Here is a 17,907-nt window from a genome sequence, read left to right as displayed (position 1 = left end):
TTTTGCTAAATCAATAGCAATTAAATTAGACTGTGTCATGTATGGACTCCTTAATTGGTAAAAGTTGTTTTGCAATTTCTTTATACCGTACTCTCCCGTTAATGGGGAGGAGTCCATACATCTGCTAAAATTTTGCTAACTCGTGCCCCTAGACCCTTTCACCTGTATTCTTTTACAATGCATAAAATGACTTAATTTAGAGAATGCGTTGAACTTCTTGGCCCACCTTTACTTAGCACAACCGACGGCTGATTCACACTTTGGTAATCTGCTTGGGGATTTTGGTGGGCGTCGGTATTCAGCGCAGTTACCTGACGCGGTTAAAAATGGCCTTGAAAATCATTATTTGGTTGATAGGTTTACCGACTCACATCCCCTTGTAAAAGAGGCTAAGCAGTATTTTTCGCCAGCACGTAAACGCTTTGCAAGTGTCGCGATTGATGTGGCGTTTGATCACTTTCTTATTCAGCATTGGCATCGCTTTAATGATCAGCCATTAGCTGAATTCAAACAGCACAGCTATGGGCTTTTAAATGCGCGCCAAGCCATGATGCCTTCACGCATGCAGCAAGTTGTGACCAGTATGACTAATAATGATTGGTTTAAAGAATATGAAACACTCGATGGGGTCGGCCTTGCCCTTGATAACATCGCCAAGCGTATTCGTTTTGCTAACAACTTTGCAGGATCGGCAGACGATATTGCCCGTCATTATCAGCAATTAGACGCGGTGTTTTTAGCGTTTTTCCCCGAGCTGGTTGAGCATGTGAAGCTAAAGGGGATGGAATGAGTTAGCGAGTTTCTAGAGTAAACGGGAAAGGAGCTATTTGCTGGTAGGTTGGGTAAAACGGAGTGAAACCCAACAAGTTAACTAGTAGCAGCGGGTTTACTCCGCGTAATTTAGGGTTTTTCTCGTGTAGCGCGAAGCGCCTCGGTGCACTATGTGGTTCAATTTGTTGTTTTGCACAAAGAGAAAACAATGAGAAGTGAATGAGATAAACCAAAAGAGTATTTTGTTTTTCATCTAAAGCGCAGCGCCTCTTACCCTCTATGTGACTATTATTTTTAAATGCTGTTTTTCTCTGTGTAGCGCGAATCGGCTCGGTGAACTCTGTGGTTCAATTTGTTTTTGCACAAAGAGAAGAGAATTAGTAACCCATAAAACCACCAAATTTGTTTTTAATAATTCCTCTAAAGCGCAGCGCCTCTTATCCTCTATGTGACTATTATTTTTAAATGCTGTTTATCTCTGTGTAGCGCGCAGCACCTCGGTGCACTCCGTGGTTCAATTTATTTTTGATGCACAAAGAGAAAACAATGAGAAGTGAATGAGATAAACCAAAAGAGTATTTTGTTTTTCATCTAAAGCGCAGCGCCTCTTACCCTCTATGTGACTATTATTTTTAAATGCTGTTTTTCTCTGTGTAGCGTGAAGCGGCTCGGTGAACTCTGTGGTTCAATTTGTTTGTTGCGCAAACAGCTTAATGGAAGTAAAAAGGGAGATAATTCCTCCCTAAGAGTCTAGTGTTTATTAATGGAAAAGTATTCGTAGTTACAGTTATTATTACAATTGCTCTTTAATATACTGTAATTGCTTTTTGTGACGTCTCTTATACCTTTTAATAACGAGGGAGCTAGTTTTAAGTTGCTTACTAAAGAATAACACCGCTAGTAATAAGTTAAACAAAATAAAAAAGCTAGATAACTTTAAAGCATTAACAGATTGGGCATAAAGTTCAGTGAATAAAATTATAAAAAAAGTAAAAAGTGATATTGAAATCGCTGTAATAACTAGCCCTTTAAAAATTTTTATGACCCAGGTTTTTCCAATAGATAAAAGTACACCTAGTGTTATACATACACAAATTCCAGAAAAGAAAATTATTACTCTAGGAGTCAAATCTTTAAAGGATTCATAAGGCCAAAGAACCATTAATACTAAGAACGCAGCTGATGAGTAGCTAAAAACACTAGCAACTATAGATATAGCGCAAGTTAAAATGTATTTTAACTTTGGGACGGAGTCACTTAAGGGTAGATCTTCAGCCTTCACTTTCTAAGCTCTCATATACACCAATTGCAATTCCTTTTATTTCACCGTTATATGCACTACCAGTAAAAGCAAGTGCTGCTGCGACAGAATCACGTAAACGCGTTCTTAGTTCATTGTTAATTTGTATATTATTAAACCTCTTCGGAACAATATTACTTCTCATCATTTTTTTAAGCATTTTATTAGATATCCCTGGTACCTTAAGCCTTATTATTTCTTTAGTAATCCGGCTTCTTTCTTGTCTGCTTTTACTTGACAATAGTTGTCTAAAGCTCACACCGCTAGAGTTTGCAATCTTGAGAGTTCTTACTGCGATAGCACTAGCAGCTGTAGCTCCAGCTAAAGAGATATAGTCTAGTGCCTTGATTGTGTTTACATACCAGTCCTCAGAATCTAGCCAATCATTAAATTCTGGAGAATACTTTTCAGCACCACTTCTCAGTATTCCGTTTGCACATTGGAGTGTTGTTGCAGATGCAGCGCTAAAGGATAAAACAGAGACTACTGCACTGCTTCCAAAAGATATTGGGGTAGCTAAACCAGAGGCGACAAAAACAACCCAAGAAATTATTGCACCAGTACACGCAAAAACTGTCCCTGTAACTTCGGATACGAATCTACTTTCTCTAGGGTTAACCGAGCTATGTCTAAGTTCGTTTGTAAAATCGCTTTTGTTTATATGCTTTGGTGGTTCTCTTAGAATTATATTTACAGGATTTAGACGGCATATAGGTTTGAACTCCCTAAGAGTAACTACTGTAAAATTTTCATCTATATATATAACACCAGCGCCAGAGAGCTGGATATCCTTGTCTATTTCTTCAAATAACTTTTTTTGATCAAGAAAAAAATTTAGTTTGGTTTTAAGTTGCTTTTGCTTAAAACTATCCCTGTTTAGAATATTCACCTGTTATTCCTTTAAAAGGTTTAATATAGGTGGTCATGGTCTAATTAAATAAAACGTTTGTCAATAATAAAGGAACGGAATTGTTTTTCACTTAATAAATATTTAAAGATACATTTTTTTGGTTGAAACAGATTGTTCATCACTTCTTTTATGCAGAAGCTCGTATTTTTATTTTCTCCGTGTAGCGCGCAGCGCCTCTTATCCTCTTTGTGAAAATTACCTCACAGCGGTTCATAAACCGATTTACCTCTTACCTTAAAATATGAAATGGCTGATATCTTGGCTGCTTGTTGCGGTTATATAGTCGGTTATCGATAGCTAAGTAAACTCCAAGGCGCTTAAAAGCTCGTTATTTAACTGAGCTGAACTACCCTTTGTAAAGCAAGTAAGCCTTAAATTAATACTTACCTCAATCCCAGTAACTTGAACATAGCAATGTAATGTAGCAACCGTGAGGGAACAATAATGAGCAAACCCATAATTGCAGCCGTTTCGCCGAAAAAAGTCACCTTAGAGCAGGGGCAAGAATACTATTTTTGTGCCTGTGGGCGTTCTAAAAACCAGCCATTTTGTGATGGCTCACATGCCGGAACCGATTTCAAACCCAAAGCATTTACAGCAGAAGAGTCGGGCGATGCCTATTTATGCCAATGTAAGCACACTGCCAATGCGCCATTTTGTGATGGTAGTCACAAACAGTTTGATCAAAGCCAAGTTGGTCAAGAAGGGCCTGGCGTACAAATTCAAGCCTCTGATTCACCTGTAGCTACTGCAACCAAAGAGGAGCCCACCGTTGAGCTTATTCATCAACTGGCACGTGAAGGGTTATCAAAGCTTGGTCATCATGGCCCTATGGTGTCGATGGGTGTGCCGCGATATCAATTACCTAAATGGGATGATTTACAACTAATGGTGGCACAAATGGCAACGCAACCGTTAATGGAAGATGTAGCTGTTAATACCGAACTTGTGATTGGTCCGCGAGCGAAAAAGCCATTAAAGCTGGCTATTCCGCTGTTTGTTTCAGATATGAGTTTTGGTGCTTTATCAGAAGAAGCTAAAGTATCGTTAGCAAAAGGAGCAGAGCTTGCCGGAACGGGTATTTGCTCGGGTGAGGGCGGTATGCTTCCTGAAGAGCAGCAAGCCAATTCACGCTATTTTTATGAATTAGCAAGTGCAGGTTTTGGTTATAGCGAAGACAAATTAAAAAACGTGCAGGCCTTTCACTTTAAAGGCGGACAAGGCGCAAAAACAGGCACGGGGGGGCATTTACCGGGCAATAAGAATGTTGGCAAAATCTCTGAGGTTAGAGGGATTGAAGCGGGTACTTCGGCGATTTCACCCCCAACATTTAAAGACTTACACAGTGCGGCTGATTTCAAAAAATTTGCTGATAGAGTTCGCGAGGTAACTGGCGGTATCCCAATCGGGTTTAAATTAAGTGCTAATCATATTGAGGAAGATATTCAATTTGCGCTCGATGCGAGCGCCGATTACATCATTCTTGATGGTCGTGGTGGTGGTACTGGTGCAGCTCCTGAGATCTTTAGGGATCATATTAGTGTACCGACTATTCCTGCACTTGCCAGAGCAAGAAAGTACTTAGATGAACAAGGTGCAAGTGATGTTACTTTGATCATTACAGGTGGTTTACGTTTACCCATTGATTTTGTAAAAGCGCTCGCTCTTGGTGCTGATGGGGTGGCGATTTCAAATAGTGCAATGCAAGCAATCGGCTGTGTTGCTGCGCGTATGTGTAATACCAATAACTGCCCAGCAGGGATTGCCACACAAAAGCAAGACTTACGTCAGCGCTTAAATATTGAAAAGTCGGCAAATCAATTGAAGAACTTTTTTGAAGCCTCCACTGAGTTAATGTCGGTAATGGCTAGGGCATGTGGGCATGACTCTTTAGCTAAGTTTAATGCTAATGATCTAGCAACATGGCACAAAGATATGGCGTTGTTATCTGGCGTTAAGTACGCGGGCGTTGGCAGTGTGTAAGCTGCAACGCTTAATCGTAAAAGTTATTTCACTTTAATTTCTTCAATCACCGAGTACATATAGCGTACAGATTAATTATGGTAAACAATCTGTTGCTATGTGCCTCGGTGCATTCTTTGGTTTTTAGTGATTATTAATAAAAGTTTGTTGCTGGTTAGGTTTATCACCATGGGCTATAACTTATCTCACAAGAAAAATGTATTGCCTCCAAATTTTGAACAATCAAAGTTAACACATTCAAAGCATAGAAAAATGCGTTAGTAATTTTTCTTAAAACACCTGTTTAATCGACTTAGAGTATCTCTTCTAACCTGTAGGTTTTCTCACTAATCGTACAAAGACATTCCAGCTTTAATTAAGGTAGCACTTTGGGTTACATTTAGTTATTATAATATAAATGATAATTGTTACCATTACTTATCATCTTTAAAGACTTAACCGATTAAGCTGTATTTATACCCAAGAGATAAAATGACTATAATTAACCGATTCCACTGTTCTGTACTTTCAATTGCTATTAGCACAATTTTGACTCCAGCTGTTTATGCCAAAACAGCATCACCGAACATAGAAAAAATATCAGTTTCAGGTGTTAGGCAAGCGTTTCGTGGTGATGTTCCTATGCGTGAGCAACCACAGAGTGTTGAATTTATTTCTGCTGAAAACCTCGATGATGCGGCAGTGAACACGTTGACCGATATTTTTGACCTAACTCCAAGTATTGCTGAGCAAAATGATTTTGGTGGTTTATGGGAAAGCTTTGCAATACGCGGGTTAGTTGGCGATGAGAGTATTCCATCAGGTTTCTTAATTAACGGCTACTCATCTGGCAGAAGCTTCAGTGGTACACGTGATACAAGTAATATCGAATACGTAGAAGTGATGAAAGGACCTGGCTCTGCGCTTTATGGTCGTTCTGAGCCTGGGGGAACAATTAATATAATCACTAAAAAACCACAGTTTGCAAAGCAGGGTTATACAAAAGTAACAGCAGGGAGTTGGCAGAATTACCGAGCAGAGGCTGACTACACCAATGCTGTTTCAGACAATGTTGCTTTTAGAGTTAATGGTGCTGTTGAAGAGGGTGAAAGTTTTCGAGATCATCATGAGTCAAGCAAAACGGTCGTTACGCCTTCAATTCTATGGTTAATTTCAGATACATCAAAGTTGAATTATGAGCTTGAGTATGTAGATCAAAGTACAACCTTCGATCGTGGTATTGTCGCCATTGAGGGAAAAATAGATGCGTTACCAATTGACACTTTTTTAGGTGAACCAAGTGATAAACCTACAGAAGTTGACGCTATTTCTCATCAACTTACGTTTGAGAAGCAAATTGGACAGTGGTCTCTTTTGAATGGTTTAAGTTACAGTGACTCAAAATTTTTAAGTGAGTCGAGTGATGCCGAACTTGCTCCAAGTAGACAAATTTATTTCAAAGATGGCGAAACATTAAGTAGGCAGCATAATCAGCGCGACTTTCAAACTGAGTACCTTTCAGCGCGAATAGAACTTAGCGGTAGTGTTGAGCTTGCAGGTTTGACACACCACTTATTAATTGGAGCAGATGCCAGCAAGTTCGATTTTGATAAACTGTGGTATCGATATCGTCCAACACTTGAAGACACCCGTTACGCAATTAACATGTATAATCCAGTGTATGGAAAAGCAGCGCCTGAAGGGTCTCTTTTATTCAACAGTACTGAAGTACAACATAGTTATGGAGTGTATATTCAAGATCAACTAGACCTAACTGAGCAGTGGAAAGTGCAAGTAGGTGGTCGTTTTGATTGGTTTGATCAACAAATAGATAATCATATTAATCAGCAACAGTCTAAAAGTGATCAAAGCACATTTAGCCCGCGTGTCGGTCTAGTTTATGTCTACTCAGACAGCCTCCAATACTACACAAGTTACTCTGAAGGCTTCAGACCTAACAGCGGTTACGATAGTAAAGGAGATGCATTTGAGCCTGAAGAAACAACATCTTTCGAAGCGGGTATTAAGTTTACTACCGATAGTGTAAGTGGAAGTTTTACAGTATTTAGTGCCGAAAAGAGCAATATGCTAACTACAGACCTACAAGCTGGTGTATCTACTGCGCTAGGTGAAGTGACAAGTGATGGCATTGAGCTAGATTTACATGGCAACATTACAAGCAATGTATTATTTGATTTTGCTTATACTTACACAGACGCTAAAACAGCAAACGATACAGTCAACCCAGATTGGTGGGTAAAGCTGCCAAAAGGCAGTCCGTTACTTAATATCCCTAAACACAGTGCAAATGCTCAAATTAAGAGAGAGCTAAACGACTTAATAGATTTAGATGCAACTGTTGGGCTTGCTGTACAATATGTTGGCGAGAGGCTTGGAGAAACCATTGATCCTACCTATTACTTACCTTCTTACACTTTGGTAAATATGTTTGCAAAATACAATGTGACTAATGACTTAAGCTTGCAATTTAATGTAAATAATTTGCTGGATAAAAAATATTATTCTAATTCGTACTCTGCTATTTGGACTCAGCCAGGGGAGCCGGTAAATTACAAGTTGAGCTTAAATTATAAATTTTAACTAAACGTCAGTTATTTACAACAGAGCTTAGGCCTACGATTATTGCAGCAGTTGCTGCTTAATCGTCTGGCCCTTTTAGGGTAAATACTAAATGCCTGCGCATGTCTTTTAAAATCACGCCCTTTTTCAGCATTGCGCCACTCAGGCGCTTTTGCCACTTTAATAATTCTGGTGTGGCAGCATCAAGAGTTTGTTGATTTTCAAATTGAAAACATAAAAGCAATGAGCCTGGAAATAAGTGGTATTCCACATCGAACCAGCATTGCAACATGCCTTCAAGCTCAGCGCGGCCTTGCTCTTCAAGAGCATCGGCAACATTTAATACAAGGGCTTGTTGTTTTAATTGTACTTTAGAAAGCTTTTTCATTATTAACCCAAGGTCATTTTTCAGAAGCTGGAAGTATACATAAGCTCACTCATTGCTAAAAGTTTTGATTTGCGACTAGTTTATTTTTCTTATTAAAACTTTTTAAAGTTAATGTAATGTTATTGAAAATCTTATTTTCTCTCAGAGATTCTTGCTCAATTAAGAAAAATAGGTACACTATTTTTATCCCTTTTATGGGTACTTCAAAGGATGAAGTAATGATCAGTAAATCTTTATTTGTACTTACTAAATATCACACAGATTTATACAACGATGATTTTTTGTTGTTACTTAAAGTGTTAGAGACTGTCACCCCAAAGGTTAAGGTTGATAGCCGATTACCTGCTATCGACAGTCGTGCTAATTTTGCATTATTTTTAGTTGATGCGGCTTATAGCAGTTGTTCAGAATTGTTAAACGAAGAAATTATCGATTTGGCGAAAAGTAATCATGTTGCTTTATACAATGCCATGCCGACTAAAGTACACGAACAAACAGCATTATTGGCAAATATAAAAGGCATTATTTATAAAAATGATGAGCCTGAAAATACCTTTAAAGGAGTGAGACGGATTTTGTCTGGTGAGCTTTGGTTTTGTCGAAAAACAATGTCTAAAACTTTATCAGAACTCGTTCAGCAAGTGCCCAATTTTATAAAAACACCGCATACCGATTTGGTAAGTTTAAATGTGTTAACTGCTCGCGAAAAGTCAGTGATCTCTTTGCTGGCAAAGGGAGCAAAAAATGAGGATATTGCAAACACCTTGAATATTAGTTGCCACACAGTTAAAACACATATCTACAGCGCATTTCGCAAAACGAAGTCACGTAATCGTATCGAATTGGCAAATTGGGCGCAGCGCTTTATGCCCGCTGCATCCATTGTAACTAGGTGAGCAAGAGTTGTTACTAAATAATCTGAGGTGACCAAATACCCTTGTTTATTCCTTTATTTATGAGCAAAGTTAATGCTTTTTCAATAGCTTGAGAGACGCAAATATGCATAGGTTCGTTATCACTGTACCCTGCTTCAGCCTCAAGCAAGCGCTTGTAACTGATGTAGCGGAAAAAACCTGCTCGCATTTATTTAGAGAGAACTTTCTTGCTTGTAGCTACTGACAGCAGCACTTGACCAGTTCGCACATCAACTGCACGCATGTAAATAGAAATAATATCTTCACGATAAATTTCTGATGCACCAATTCCAAAATACTCAGCGCCTAAGCCACCTGTTTTGATATTTGTGTCGTAACTGATAATACCTCCCTCTAAAATTATTTTTGCAGTTGTTAGTGGTGGTAATTCAGGTGTTAAATTTTCGTTGTCGGTCATAGCTGCGCGAATAATTTTACGTTCGGTGAGTAGATTTTGTAGTCCTTCACGTTCAACAGGAATAAACCAGTCAGTTTCATGTAACGCTTGCATAAGGATAGAGTTAGCGCCTTGAGTGACAGCCGTTGAGAAGGAGCTTACATTTTCTTGAGGTTTATACTGACCTGTTTGATCTCGAAATGAATAAACAGAAACAGGAATGGCTCCTTTTGGTTTTGGCAATGCTTTTAGTTCAGCAAAGGTGTCTGTTAGTGTTATTTCTGTAGCAATTTGTTGTGCAGGAGGCAGTGTTGCTTTGAATGTTGAGCAAGCAGTCAAAAATACTAAAGAGAGTAGTAATGTTAGTATGCGTATCATTATCCGAACCTCGGCACTTCAATAATTGTGATAGTGCCATCAATTAAATTGGTGATTTGCACCGTGATAGCATCAGATGAACTGGTGATTATTTGAATCTCATAGTCACCACTAACAAAGGTAGAGTCTTGGTTAAAGATACTCTCTTCAACATCATCACCAAAAGCGATATCAGTGATTTCACGGACCATTCTGTTTAGATAAGTTCGCTCTAAAGAATCCTGAAAATTTTCTGCGTAGCTTTTCTCATCAATAGGTGCTTTGTGCTTATTTTGAGCCTGAGCCTTAGATAAAAGCATGTTTGCGTTTAATGGATTACCGCCAAACGATGGATTAATGGGCTTGTAAACTAGCTCAGTAGCGAGCATTAATGGGGAGGTTAAAAATAAGGTCGCGAAAATTATTTTTTTCATTGTTATTACCATCCACTGGGTGCTAAATCTGGAGATGTTTGTTTAAAGCGTGCACGCGCAATTGCATCCATTGCCGCAAACATTGCGCTTTCTACTCTCTCTTTTAGAGGGCCGCCTCTACGTCTCATAAAACTGACATAAATTAGTTCGTTATTAAGTAAAACTTCAAGTCGAGTTCCGGCGCGAGGAAGTACCGTTTCTTTAATTACAACATGAGTATCAGAGCTGTTAGGTAGGTCTAGCCACAATTGCGAAAAGCCATAGTAAAACTGATGACCAAAGCGACTGATGCTACGATCAAGCACTAAACCGTCAATTTCTACTTCATTAGCATCACAGCGTTGGAATACTGAAAAAAGCAAAATAATGGTTAAAGTTAAGTAGTTGATATTTTTCATAATCGCATCTAAGGAGGGGAGGGCCCCTCCTTATACTCTATTACTGTTGAATGACAGTTGCTGAATTGAAGTCACCAATCTGAGTAACTGATATAACGTTACCACTTCCCATGATAGATCCTTCAACTAGGTTACCTTCACCTACTTGGCTGATTGAAACAGAGTTTTCGTCTCCTGAAACAATAAAAGCACCCTCACTAATACCTGCAACTAAGTTAAAGTTACCTTCTTGCGCAATATCAATACTATTACCAAGACCCTCAATCATAAGATCAATTGCGTTAAGCTCTCCATTTTGAGCTAAATCAACTTGGTTATTCGAGCTTTCCATAATAGAGCTCAAGCTAAGGGTAGCTTCGTTAGCATAGCCATTTTGTGATATAACAATTTCATTCGCATTACTAGCAATGCTGGTATTTGGATAAGATGACTCAATTATTGCGGTATTTAGATCCCCTGTTTGCACCATTTCAATGTCATTATTTGAACCATTAAAGTTAACGGCATGAGCAATATTATCGCTTCCTACTTGAAGTGATATAAATTCGTTATTATTGCCGATAACCCCAAAGTAAGTGGTATTGTTATTGCCATTTTGAACAGACAACATGTCATTTTCGTCACCAATTAACTCCGCGGTTGCTATGTTGTCATCACCATATTGAATACTATCAACTTCGTTATCATTACCTGTGAACACACCTGAATTGAATTCGTTGTTATTTCCTCTTTGCTCAACTTCAATATTGTTTTCATTGCCGTTGATTGAATCAATGCTTACTTGGTTTTCATCACCATTTTGTTCAATACTGATTTCATTTTCATCGCCATAGAGTTCAGTGATACTAATTTCATTGTAAGAGCCAATTTGCTCACTGGTAAGTTCATTCATGTTGCCAGTGATGTTGTTAACAGTAAGCTGGTTCCAAAAACCGTCTTGTTCTATTTCTATGGTATTTTCATCACCATAGATGGCATATAGTTTTGCTTCATGCCAAATACCATACTGCTCAGCAGTTACTTCATTAGCACTGCCTTGCATGTTGTAGTTATAAAACCAATTTCCATCGCCATCTTGTGTTACAGTAATGTCATTTTCATCGCCATTTATGATATTGATTACTTCATTTGTAATACCAAAAAAACTTGCACCATTTTGAACTACTGAAAGCTGGTTGCTATCACCTATTACTTCAGTTAGAGCTCCATTTTGCTCACCATCTTGCGTATAAGACTGTTGGTTGTTATCACCGTAAGTTGTTACAAGAATAAGATTCCCATTGCCCATTTGAACGGCATCGGTCTCATTGCCATCACCCGTTGTAATTATCTCAACTTGATTTGAATTACCTTGTTGTAATGTACTTGCTGCATTTCCTAAGCCTTGGATAGACGTTTGAGAAATGACGAGCAGGTTCCCTTGTGCAGTAACACGCTCTACATTTGTCAACGCAGATGTTGAACTTGGTTTATCTGTATTTTGAGCATACGCAGCAGAAGATAAAGCCATTGCTATTGCGCAGGTTAAAATCGATTTAGATAGTTTCACGCTAATCTCCTTAATCAATAAAATATTTTTAGCCGCGATACACAAAGCGTTTTTACAAGGTTGCCGGCTTGTATTTTTGCTACTTAACAGGTGTGCGCGAATCCAAAATGTTTGTGCTATTTACTTGGTGGTGAAACACCAAAACTTCCGTGATTGCGTATGGCATCATTCGTATAGAAAAAAGAACCTTTGTTTGTATATCGAATACAGAGAAGCCCAAAAACGGCTGTGAAAATGGCTACTTCAAAACGTCGTTTCGCTTGTAGCGAATGAAAGAAGATAATTTCGCAACCGAGAGTATTAACTTTATGTTTACTTTACGAAGTGATAAATGGAATGTTTTTGTGATTTTTTTAATCTATTTAAGTCAATTGCTTAGGCTTACTTTTGCTTGGGACCTTTATGAAAATTGGATCTAGTACAAAAAAAGAATGAGAAAGATGGCATGAGTTTCGGCAGGTTAAAGCTAACAAAAAAGCTTGAAACTCTAGATTTAATTTCATTTTAGATCACAAAAAAGAATGAAAATTTTAAGTTCTCTTTGTTTAGGTTTGCGTATTTTTTAAACAGTCACTAAAAAGGTTTTGTTGCCACAAGATTGTGTATCGGTGTTTCAGAGAAGAAATACTCTACGCTGTGTTTTCACAGCGTCTGTTTATGGAATAGCACTATGAAAACAAAATTATCAGCTTTAACACTGGCTATTATTCCACTCCTTACGGTTGGTGCACATGCAAGCACTCAGCCTAATAAACCGACAAAAAGTGTGGATGAAAATAGCATATTGGTAGTATTTAAAAAAGGAACGCCTGCAGCAGTTCGAGCACAAGCACGTTCTTTAGTTAAAGCCAAAATAAGAGACTTAAATTCAGATGGTATCGATGACCGTTACAAACACATTTTAGGTGGTCGGTTAGCAAACTTTAAGCTTTCAGAAGTAAACCAAAAAGTTGCATTAGAAGCCTTATCTAAGCATCCAGCAGTAGAATATGCAGAACCTGATTATCAGTTACGGGTATTAGGTATTCCTGATGACACTCGTTTTGCTGAACTTTGGGGGATGAATAACACTGGGCAAACAGGGGGAGTTGCTGATGCTGATATCGATGCAGTTGAAGCATGGGACATAACCACAGGTTCAAGTGAGATAATCGTTGGGGTTATTGATACTGGTGTAGATTATAATCATCCTGACTTACAAGCAAATATGTGGGTAAACCCTGGCGAGATAGCTGGGGATGGTATCGATAATGATGGTAATGGCTACATTGATGATGTTTATGGCATAAATGCGATTACAGGAAATGGTGATCCTATGGATGATCAGGGGCACGGATCGCATGTATCAGGTACGTTAGGTGCTTCTGGTAATAATACCCAAGGAGTTGTGGGTGTAAATCATGAAGTATCTATCGCAGGTTGTAAGTTTTTGAGCTCAGCGGGAACGGGTTCTACGTCAGATGCAATTGAGTGTGTTGACTATTTTGTAGCCCTTAAAAATGCCGGTCATAATATTAGGGTAACGAATAATAGTTGGGGAGGAGGTGGCTATAGCCAAGCCTTAGCTGATTCTATTACAGCCAGTGAAAATGCAGATATTTTATTTGTCGCAGCGGCAGGTAACGATGGCGTCGACAATGATGTAAACCCTCATTACCCATCTAGTTATGAACATGATTCAATTTTGGCAGTGGCAAATACAACGCATACAGATGAAATGGCCTGGGACTCGCAGTGGGGCTTAACAAGCGTTGATATGGGAGCGCCAGGTAGTGCAATTTTATCAACAGTACCAGGGGGCGGTTATGCTTCTTATTCTGGTACTTCAATGGCTACACCACATGTTGCTGGGGCTGCAGCACTCGTGCTATCAATTAATCCTAATTTAACAGCGCTAGAATTAAAACAGTTACTAATGAGTAGCGGTGATGCTAATGCAAATTTAGCTGGGTTGACAGTTGCTGGCACCCGTTTAAATGTTCATCAGGCACTACTCGATGCAGACCCTGAGCCTAGTTTTAGATTGTCTGTTGCACCACGGAATCAAGAAATTGTAGCAGGTGAGAATGCAAGCTACGAGTTGAGTATTGGCTCCATTGCACAATGGCAAGGTGTGGTTGAATTATCGGTAGACAGCCCTATTAGCGGTGCTGTGTTATCATCAAATACAGCTCAGCCCGGCGAGTCTGTTACTTTAACCGTTCCTACAACTGAACAAACCACATGGGGAGATTACAGTGTAGCTATAAACGCTGTATCGGGTGATTTGGAGCAACAAGAAGTTGTCGGATTATATGTATTGCCGCAAGGTTTAACCGAGTTTAGCTATCAAAATGACACCCCGATGGCTATTCCTGATACTAACTCACAGGGTATTACATCTACTATTACCATTAATGATGACATCACCGTTTTTGATACAAATACCTTTGTAGATATAACACATACTTGGATTGGCGATTTAATTGTTACCTTAACATCTCCATCAGGTACGATGGTAACCTTACATAATAGGTCAGGTGGTAGTGCTGATGACATCAATGAAACCTATAATTCGGCGGCTTTCAATGGTGAAGTTGCCACAGGTGACTGGACTCTCTTTGTGTCTGATAATGCCAGCTCTGATACAGGTACTCTCAATGCTTGGTCATTAAACTTAACTGGGATTGGAGAAGTCTCTCCTCAACCACCACAAGCTGGATTTACATTTACTGCAGATGGCTTAAATGTTCAGTTTTCAGATGCGAGTTCTGATGTAAATGGTGATATTGTCAGTTGGATGTGGGACTTTGGTGATGGCGCAACAAGCTCTGATGCTAGCCCAACTTATACTTATGCAGAATCAGGAACTTACTCTGTAGCTTTAACAGTGACGGATAGTGAAGGATATACCGATACTGTAACCCAACAACTGTCAGTGAGCTCTGATGTAATTGAACTTGAATTAGTGCGCGCTAATAAAACACGCCTTGGCTACATGCGTGTGCAGCTTGGTTGGGAAGGAAGTAGTGCCGATAGCGTTAACATTTATCGTAATGGCGAGCTGATCAGTACTACAGAAAATACCGGCAAATACCTAGATTTTGAACGTAGAGCAACAGAAAGCTCGTACTCTTATCAGGTTTGTCAATCAGCAGATGTATGCTCAAATGAAGTAACTGTTACATTTGATTAGTGTCTGTTAGCGGTTGTGTTGGTGCACATAAGTATAAAACCGCGCATTTTTGCGCGGTTTTATATGTCTATAGAGCTAAGTTTATTTACCATATGTAGGTAATCGCTTGAATAGATTTGAGCGCTTTTAAATACCCTTCTAGGGTAGTCAAAATCATTGATAATTAAATAAGTTATCTTCTATCAAGCTTGGCGAAATGCATTACGCCAATCTCTAGGTGATAAGCCAAATTGCTTGCGAAAGTGATGCCTTAAAGTAACAGCAGAGCCAAAACCACATTTTTCTGATAAGTGCTCTAATGATAAATCGGTTGCTTCTAGTAATTGCTGTGCATAGTTTAAACGCTGATTCAAAAGCCATTGTCCTAGGCTTTGCCCTGTAAGAGACTGAAAATGGCGGGTGAAGGTACGTCGGCTCATATGCATTTGTTTTGCAAGTTCATCTATTGTGTGTGTGGCACACAGATTTTTTTGTATTTGTTCAAGTAATGACGCTAAGCGCTCGTCTGCAACATTGTTTGGTACTGGTAAAGCGACGAACTGCGATTGCCCGCCTGTTCGATAGGGAGCTGTTACCATTACCCTTGCTATGGCATTGCTGTGCTTACTACCTAAGTACTGACGAACTAAGTGTAAACAGCAATCAATGGCTGCTGCGGTTCCTGCCGATGTATAAAGCTGGTTATGTTTAAGGTAAAGCACTTGATTGTTAAGTTTCACTTTAGGAAAACGTGCTTTGAAGTCATTGCTATAGGCCCAATGAGTGGTTGCTTCAATATTATCTAAAAGCCCAATGTGCGCTAACGCATAAGCTCCTAAGCAAAGTCCTACAATAATAGCACCACGCTGATGCGCTGTTAGCAAGCTGGTTGTTAATTCTTTAGAGGGAGTTGTTTCAGGGAATGGCCAAGACGGAATAATTATAATATCTGCCTGATCAAACTTTGAAATTGAGTGACGCGATTGAATATCAAACCCCGAGCTTGAAGGCATTACAGCTTTACTTTCGCTGCACACTGCTAAGTTAAATTCTTTGATGCCTGCCGAGCGAGCACCCTCACCAAACACCATGCATGGTACTGCAAGATGAAATGGGCTGATATTTGGAAATGCTAATACTGCAACGTTCAAGGTAAAGCCTTATCAGATACTTTGGCCCAATATTATCGATAAATAGTGTTTGGGTCACTGTTTGCTGCATTAAAAATTAAGCAAACTGTGCCACAACACAACTCTAAAAGGTTCTCACAATGACAAATACAGCTTTATTGATTATCGATTTACAGAATGATTATTTTGCAGGTGGTGCATTTCCTCTATGGCGGGCTAAACAAGTAAAAGATCAGCTTGTTGAGGTAATAAAACAAGCAACAGAATGTGGCATTTTACCTATCCATATTCAACATATTGCTGAATCACGACAAGGCTTGGCTCCTTTTTTTAACCAAGATACGATAGGGGTCAATATTCATCCTGATATTTTAAAAGCAGCACCAGAAGCCCCTGTGGTTGTAAAACACTATGCAGATAGTTTTTATCAAACAAATCTCGATGATATTTTAAAGCAGCACGGTATTAAAAAACTTTTGATCGCAGGTATGATGACTCAAAACTGTGTGACTCATACGGCGATATCTGAGCAAGCAAAAGAATACGACGTGGAAGTCTTAACGGATGCGTGTACAACCGTTACTGAAATGCTTCACTTAATCGCTTTAAATGCCCTTGCCCCGCGAGTAAAGCTATTAGAGTCAAATCAAGCTTTGCTTAGTTTGCAAAGTAATTAATATTCGCAAAGGCTGAAATAACATCTTTGGCAAATGCAATGCGAGGATGCTTTAACGCGCCTTTGTTCCATACTAAGTAAATTATGTTTTCTGGGCCTACAGGGCCCAGTTGTACAAGCTCTCCAGCTTTTATCTGATCGCGGCATAGGTAATCAGGCAACACAGAGTAGCCAATACCTGAGCGAATAATATTGCTAATTGCACGAATGTCAGGGCAAATAGCTATCACATTTGAGTGGCATTTTGCGTTGAACACAGACTCAAAGTATTGCCTAATTAGAGGCAGCTCTTCATCATAAGCGACAACATTGTAGCTTGAGAGAAGGTCTGCGGTGATAGTGCTATCTTTAATTTCTCGTCCGTGAAGGCGGTTCATTACTAAAATAAGCTTTTCTCTATCAAGCACTAAGCTATCAAAAAGTGAAGGATCGGGTTCGGAGGCGGCAATAGCGATATCTGCTGCACCACATTGCAAGGCATCAAAAATACTCACCTTATTACCAATATGCAGAACAAGGTTTACATTGCCAGATTGCAATAAGTTGGCGATTTGTGGCCCTGACACACTACTAATATATTCTGCAGGCCCTGCGATATTTACAGTGCCATATACGGCACTTGAGCGGGCGCGGATTGACATAATTTTTTGCTCTAAAATATCAATGTGACCAGACACTTGCAGAGCTAAATCGTGCGCAGCGGCGGTCGGAGTAACTCCGCGAGCTTTGCGTTCAAACAACGCTTTACCAACGACTGACTCCATGGCTTGAATATGGGCCGAAACCGAAGGTTGCGACAAACCGAGGTTAGCTGCTGCTTTCGTTATATTTTTGCAGCGATAAACTTCCACAAAGGTTTTTAGCTGTGTGAGGTAAGACATAAAATAGGCGAGCCATAAATTTTCTGATTGCTTCCCTTAATTTATCCGAATTCACACAAGCGCGCAAACAGCCTATTCTAGATGCATTCAAATAAGAGGATAAATC

At 39.3% G+C, this 17,907-nt stretch carries 14 protein-coding genes and 1 pseudogene; 6 read left to right on the top strand and 9 right to left on the bottom strand.

All coding sequences use genetic code 11. The features are described 5' to 3' along the window. Positions 1-208: 208 nt before the first annotated feature. The gene (locus tag L1267_RS09385) at positions 209-790 is read left to right on the top strand and encodes an acyl carrier protein phosphodiesterase (protein ID WP_235382660.1); all 582 of its coding nucleotides are present in this window, start codon (positions 209-211) and stop codon (positions 788-790) included. Positions 791-1,564: 774 nt separating this feature from the next. Here L1267_RS09385 and L1267_RS09380 read toward each other — a convergent pair. Both L1267_RS09380 and L1267_RS09375 read right to left on the bottom strand, forming a co-directional pair. Further along, positions 1,565-2,053: a hypothetical protein gene (locus L1267_RS09380; RefSeq protein ID WP_235382659.1), complete on the bottom strand. Its 489-nt coding sequence runs from the start codon at positions 2,051-2,053 to the stop codon at positions 1,565-1,567. Continuing rightward, positions 2,043-2,960 carry a hypothetical protein gene (locus L1267_RS09375; RefSeq protein ID WP_235382658.1) on the bottom strand — a complete coding sequence of 306 codons (918 nt, stop codon included), beginning with the start codon at positions 2,958-2,960 and terminating at the stop codon, positions 2,043-2,045. The genes L1267_RS09380 and L1267_RS09375 overlap by 11 nt, the downstream gene beginning before the upstream one ends. Before the next feature lie 465 nt (positions 2,961-3,425). Between L1267_RS09375 and L1267_RS09370 the strand changes: the two genes are divergently transcribed. Both L1267_RS09370 and L1267_RS09365 read left to right on the top strand, forming a co-directional pair. Next, complete coding sequence (locus L1267_RS09370; RefSeq protein ID WP_135925786.1) at positions 3,426-4,964, top strand: glutamate synthase-related protein; 1,539 nt, start codon at positions 3,426-3,428, stop codon at positions 4,962-4,964. Positions 4,965-5,435: 471 nt separating this feature from the next. After that, positions 5,436-7,544: a TonB-dependent siderophore receptor gene (locus tag L1267_RS09365; protein ID WP_235382657.1), complete on the top strand. Its 2,109-nt coding sequence runs from the start codon at positions 5,436-5,438 to the stop codon at positions 7,542-7,544. 58 nt (positions 7,545-7,602) lie between these two features. Here the strand turns inward: L1267_RS09365 and L1267_RS09360 are convergent, their stop codons facing one another. Further along, a complete protein-coding gene (locus L1267_RS09360; RefSeq protein WP_054560743.1) occupies positions 7,603-7,911 on the bottom strand; it encodes a hypothetical protein in 309 nt (102 codons plus the stop codon). Positions 7,912-8,129: 218 nt separating this feature from the next. Between L1267_RS09360 and L1267_RS09355 the strand changes: the two genes are divergently transcribed. After that, a complete protein-coding gene (locus L1267_RS09355) occupies positions 8,130-8,807 on the top strand; it encodes a response regulator transcription factor (RefSeq protein WP_235382656.1) in 678 nt (225 codons plus the stop codon). Between the two features lie 13 nt (positions 8,808-8,820). Here the strand turns inward: L1267_RS09355 and L1267_RS09350 are convergent. From L1267_RS09350 to L1267_RS09335, 4 genes and pseudogenes are all read right to left on the bottom strand, one after another. Continuing rightward, positions 8,821-9,600: pseudogene (locus L1267_RS09350) on the bottom strand (CsgG/HfaB family protein). Next, positions 9,600-10,013: a curli assembly protein CsgF gene (locus L1267_RS09345; protein WP_235382655.1), complete on the bottom strand. Its 414-nt coding sequence runs from the start codon at positions 10,011-10,013 to the stop codon at positions 9,600-9,602. The pseudogene L1267_RS09350 and the gene L1267_RS09345 overlap by 1 nt, the downstream one beginning before the upstream one ends. Before the next feature lie 5 nt (positions 10,014-10,018). After that, entirely contained in the window at positions 10,019-10,411 is a 393-nt protein-coding gene (locus L1267_RS09340; RefSeq protein WP_235382654.1) for a curli production assembly/transport protein CsgE, read from the bottom strand. Positions 10,412-10,451: 40 nt separating this feature from the next. Next, complete coding sequence (locus L1267_RS09335) at positions 10,452-11,960, bottom strand: curlin (RefSeq protein ID WP_235382653.1); 1,509 nt, start codon at positions 11,958-11,960, stop codon at positions 10,452-10,454. A gap of 670 nt (positions 11,961-12,630) precedes the next feature. On the opposite strand from L1267_RS09335, the gene L1267_RS09330 reads away from it, so the two are divergent. Beyond that, complete coding sequence (locus tag L1267_RS09330; RefSeq protein ID WP_235382652.1) at positions 12,631-15,135, top strand: S8 family serine peptidase; 2,505 nt, start codon at positions 12,631-12,633, stop codon at positions 15,133-15,135. Between the two features lie 182 nt (positions 15,136-15,317). Here the strand turns inward: L1267_RS09330 and L1267_RS09325 are convergent, their stop codons facing one another. Next, on the bottom strand, positions 15,318-16,265 hold the full coding sequence (locus L1267_RS09325; RefSeq protein WP_235382651.1) for a GlxA family transcriptional regulator: 948 nt from the start codon (positions 16,263-16,265) through the stop codon (positions 15,318-15,320). Positions 16,266-16,384: 119 nt separating this feature from the next. Between L1267_RS09325 and L1267_RS09320 the strand changes: the two genes are divergently transcribed. Continuing rightward, positions 16,385-16,921, top strand: coding sequence for a cysteine hydrolase family protein (locus tag L1267_RS09320; protein WP_235382650.1), 537 nt, complete (start codon positions 16,385-16,387; stop codon positions 16,919-16,921). Here L1267_RS09320 and L1267_RS09315 read toward each other — a convergent pair. Continuing rightward, positions 16,902-17,801 (bottom strand): LysR family transcriptional regulator, encoded by a 900-nt coding sequence (locus L1267_RS09315; RefSeq protein WP_235382649.1) that lies wholly within the window; start codon positions 17,799-17,801, stop codon positions 16,902-16,904. The two genes, L1267_RS09320 and L1267_RS09315, sit on opposite strands and share 20 nt — an antisense overlap. Positions 17,802-17,907 lie beyond the last annotated feature (106 nt).

It is taken from the genome of Pseudoalteromonas sp. OFAV1 (assembly GCF_021532595.1).
Taxonomy (GTDB): domain Bacteria; phylum Pseudomonadota; class Gammaproteobacteria; order Enterobacterales; family Alteromonadaceae; genus Pseudoalteromonas; species Pseudoalteromonas lipolytica_C.
Note: the sequence above shows the minus strand (reverse complement) of the source record. Positions and strands in the feature narration are given on the sequence as shown.

Excerpts from the sequence above, each read along its gene's own strand:
- L1267_RS09360 (WP_054560743.1), bottom strand. The coding sequence starts at position 7,911 with ATGAAAAAGCTTTCTAAAGTACAATTAAAACAACAAGCCCTTGTATTA.
- L1267_RS09330 (WP_235382652.1), top strand. The coding sequence starts at position 12,631 with ATGAAAACAAAATTATCAGCTTTAACACTGGCTATTATTCCACTCCTT.
- L1267_RS09370 (WP_135925786.1), top strand. The coding sequence starts at position 3,426 with ATGAGCAAACCCATAATTGCAGCCGTTTCGCCGAAAAAAGTCACCTTA.
- L1267_RS09320 (WP_235382650.1), top strand. The coding sequence starts at position 16,385 with ATGACAAATACAGCTTTATTGATTATCGATTTACAGAATGATTATTTT.
- L1267_RS09340 (WP_235382654.1), bottom strand. The coding sequence starts at position 10,411 with ATGAAAAATATCAACTACTTAACTTTAACCATTATTTTGCTTTTTTCA.
- L1267_RS09345 (WP_235382655.1), bottom strand. The coding sequence starts at position 10,013 with ATGAAAAAAATAATTTTCGCGACCTTATTTTTAACCTCCCCATTAATG.
- L1267_RS09355 (WP_235382656.1), top strand. The coding sequence starts at position 8,130 with ATGATCAGTAAATCTTTATTTGTACTTACTAAATATCACACAGATTTA.
- L1267_RS09365 (WP_235382657.1), top strand. The coding sequence starts at position 5,436 with ATGACTATAATTAACCGATTCCACTGTTCTGTACTTTCAATTGCTATT.
- L1267_RS09315 (WP_235382649.1), bottom strand. The coding sequence starts at position 17,801 with ATGTCTTACCTCACACAGCTAAAAACCTTTGTGGAAGTTTATCGCTGC.